We start from the raw sequence: 2,650 nt of genomic DNA, 5'->3' as shown, positions 1-2,650 counted from the left end.
GTGCAGGTCGCCAGCAATGGCCGCGAGGCCCTGGCGAAGCTCGCCGAACAGACCTACGACGGCGTGCTGATGGACTGCCAGATGCCGGTGATGGACGGCTACACCGCCACCAGGAAAATCCGCGGAGACAAACGATTCAAAGACCTTCCCATCATTGCCATGACCGCCGACGTCATGGCCGGAGACAGGGAAAAATCAATGGCTGCCGGAATGAATGATCACATCGGCAAGCCCATCCGGGTCCAGGAACTTTTCAAGGCTATGGATAAATGGATTAAACCGTCAAGTTCAATGCAGCCGGCCCCTTCCCAGAAAACTGAAAACAAATTAGGTAACATCCCGGGAATAAACATCACGGCAGGCATGGAGACCGTTCAAGGCAACCAAGAACTCTATCTTAAGCTATTACGCAAATTTTATAATCGTTACCATGACTTTGAAAAAGAGTTTGATGCGGCCAGGCAGGAAAAAGATGAAAAAGCGCCCATGAGATTCGCGCACACCCTTAAAGGGGTAGCCGCCAATATCGGCGCCCATGGCATCAGGGAAAAGGCAGGCATACTTGAATCAGCCTGCCGGAATCATCAGCCGGAGCAAGAGATTAATCAATTACTTCAAGACATCGTACAAGCGCTTTCCCGGATCATGGTGGCTTTGACTCCTTTGGCAGCCCCCTCCCCCGATTTAGCGGCAGATGCCACGCCATCCGCTGATTCCGCCATCCCGGAAAAGACCGTTCATATGATTAAAAAGCTGTGTTTGATGATTGATGAATCAGACATCGCGGCGTTACGGGCAGTCGCTGAGTTGCAGGAAATGCCCGGGATCGAACAATATGCAAAAACAATGAATGCAGTTACCCTATCACTGGAGGATTACGATTTTGATCTTGCAAAAAAACATATAGATGCACTTCATCTGTCGATGGCATCTTTATACTTTTCATAAATTTTGAGTATTTCAATTTTAATGGAAAAGAAAAATAGGGGAAAAATAGGGGACAGACCACTTTTTTTATCAATTTTTTGATTTCGGTCTGCCAGATTTACCCGGAAAAGCACGCCTGCCTATCATTCTGCTGATTTCATCCTGAAATCGTTTGGCCCCCAATGCAAAATTTCCATTCGTGGCTTTTCTGATTTGAGCTATTTCATCAGGTTCCAATCCATACGCGAATAATTCCCTATAAATTGATTGCTTTTGGTCATTTGTCTCACCAAGACTCTGATAAAGAATATGTGGTGTAATTAAATCCGACATTTCTCCCTGCCCATTATGACGATAACTCGACCATCTAAATTCACCCGGATGCTCTACAATACCCGCACGGACCGGGTTCAGTTCTATGTACCGCTGACATGTCAACAAATATTTCTCCTCTTGAACCAGGCAGGATCGATACCTTCCTTCCCATAGGGTACCCGTTCTTCTATAGGTTCGGTTGATATATTGAACATACCGTTGACCCAGTCGTTTTAACAAATCTCCGGCACTGCTGCTGCTTTTAGGGGTCAGCAACAGATGGACATGATTTGTCATCAAAACGTAAGCGTGGATTAGACAACCCGAGGTTAACGCATACTCCTTAAGCCATTCAAGATAAGACAAGTAGTCATCATCGGCAAAGAAACAGGCCTGCTTGTTATTCCCCCTTTGAATAATGTGAAGAGAGATGTTGGAAACTACTATTCTCGGACGTCTTGGCATAATGCCAATTTACACTGGTTTGAAAGAAGATACAATTAAAAAATAGTGGTCTGTCCCCTATTTTTCTCCCTATTTTTCCTAAGCGTAATACATTTATCTATGGTTCTTTCATAGCAGAGCTTTCGGGTGTTTTTCAAAGGAGACGGTATGCGTGGCGGATATAGAGGAAAACCAAAACCCAAATTGCCGACACATCTAAAGCGGGTTCCTGTAAATGCACGAATCCAGCAGTGGATGCTTGATGAACTCAAAAAAAGAGGTGAGGTTGGGATAGTTTTGGAATATATACTGATTGAAGCGGGTTTTAAGTACCAACCAGAAAAATGAAGAAAGGCCCAATGCCTCCGGCGGCCCTACGGAGTATTTGTTTCGCGCTAGGGCGCGAGGATTTTACGCATTAAAGACAAAAACATGGGGGAAGGACAGCATACAGTAAAGTGCATACTGCCCCCATGTCTTCGTCACCAGTCACGGCGCTCGGGGGTGCTTCCCAGCAGTTGCCCTATCCTCCGGGCTGGGGTGGGGATATTATCAATGTTACAAAAAATAGCAAGGGAATAATGGAAAACAAATACAAAATAAACAGGTTATAAAGAATGGGGAACGGGAATTTTAATTGTCGTTGAGGGGAAAAAATAATTGTCGTTGATCAAAAAGCTTCAGTACGGTCACCATCATCTCCGCCGGTCTGTGCAAACGATATAACGCACTACCTTTTCGCTCACTGAATGTCCTGCCACACTCCTTGCAGCGATAGCGTTTCTCTTTTTTAGAGTGAATTGTGATATTGCCTTTGCCTATATGACCACGAGCAACACAATCCTCATGGGGACAAAAAACAGTTTTCGGATTCATAAGAACTCATGCATGAAAGGTTGCAGAAAGTTCTTAAAATCTTCATTTTTATAACAAATTCAAGTTCAACCACGGTTAAGTGGGGTGC

4 protein-coding genes are annotated in these 2,650 nt (G+C 44.8%); 2 read left to right on the top strand and 2 right to left on the bottom strand.

Translation table 11 applies throughout. The annotated features are described in order from the left end of the window. Positions 1 to 948, top strand: a 948-nt coding sequence (locus tag B3D59_RS02340; RefSeq protein ID WP_286817480.1) for a response regulator, incomplete at its 5' end; no start/stop codon positions are given. 69 nt (positions 949 to 1,017) lie between these two features. On the opposite strand, the gene B3D59_RS02335 is transcribed toward B3D59_RS02340, so the two are convergent. Then, positions 1,018 to 1,707: a transposase gene (locus B3D59_RS02335; protein WP_286817479.1), complete on the bottom strand. Its 690-nt coding sequence runs from the start codon at positions 1,705 to 1,707 to the stop codon at positions 1,018 to 1,020. A gap of 147 nt (positions 1,708 to 1,854) precedes the next feature. On the opposite strand from B3D59_RS02335, the gene B3D59_RS02330 reads away from it, so the two are divergent. Next, positions 1,855 to 2,034, top strand: coding sequence for a hypothetical protein (locus B3D59_RS02330; protein WP_286817478.1), 180 nt, complete (start codon positions 1,855 to 1,857; stop codon positions 2,032 to 2,034). 285 nt (positions 2,035 to 2,319) lie between these two features. On the opposite strand, the gene B3D59_RS02325 is transcribed toward B3D59_RS02330, so the two are convergent. Beyond that, positions 2,320 to 2,562 (bottom strand): hypothetical protein, encoded by a 243-nt coding sequence (locus B3D59_RS02325; RefSeq protein ID WP_286817477.1) that lies wholly within the window; start codon positions 2,560 to 2,562, stop codon positions 2,320 to 2,322. Between the last annotated feature and the right edge of the window lie 88 nt (positions 2,563 to 2,650).

The organism is Desulfobacter sp. UBA2225, from assembly GCF_002348205.1.
In the GTDB taxonomy this organism is placed as follows: domain Bacteria; phylum Desulfobacterota; class Desulfobacteria; order Desulfobacterales; family Desulfobacteraceae; genus Desulfobacter; species Desulfobacter postgatei.
This window is presented reverse-complemented; position numbering and strand designations above follow the sequence as displayed.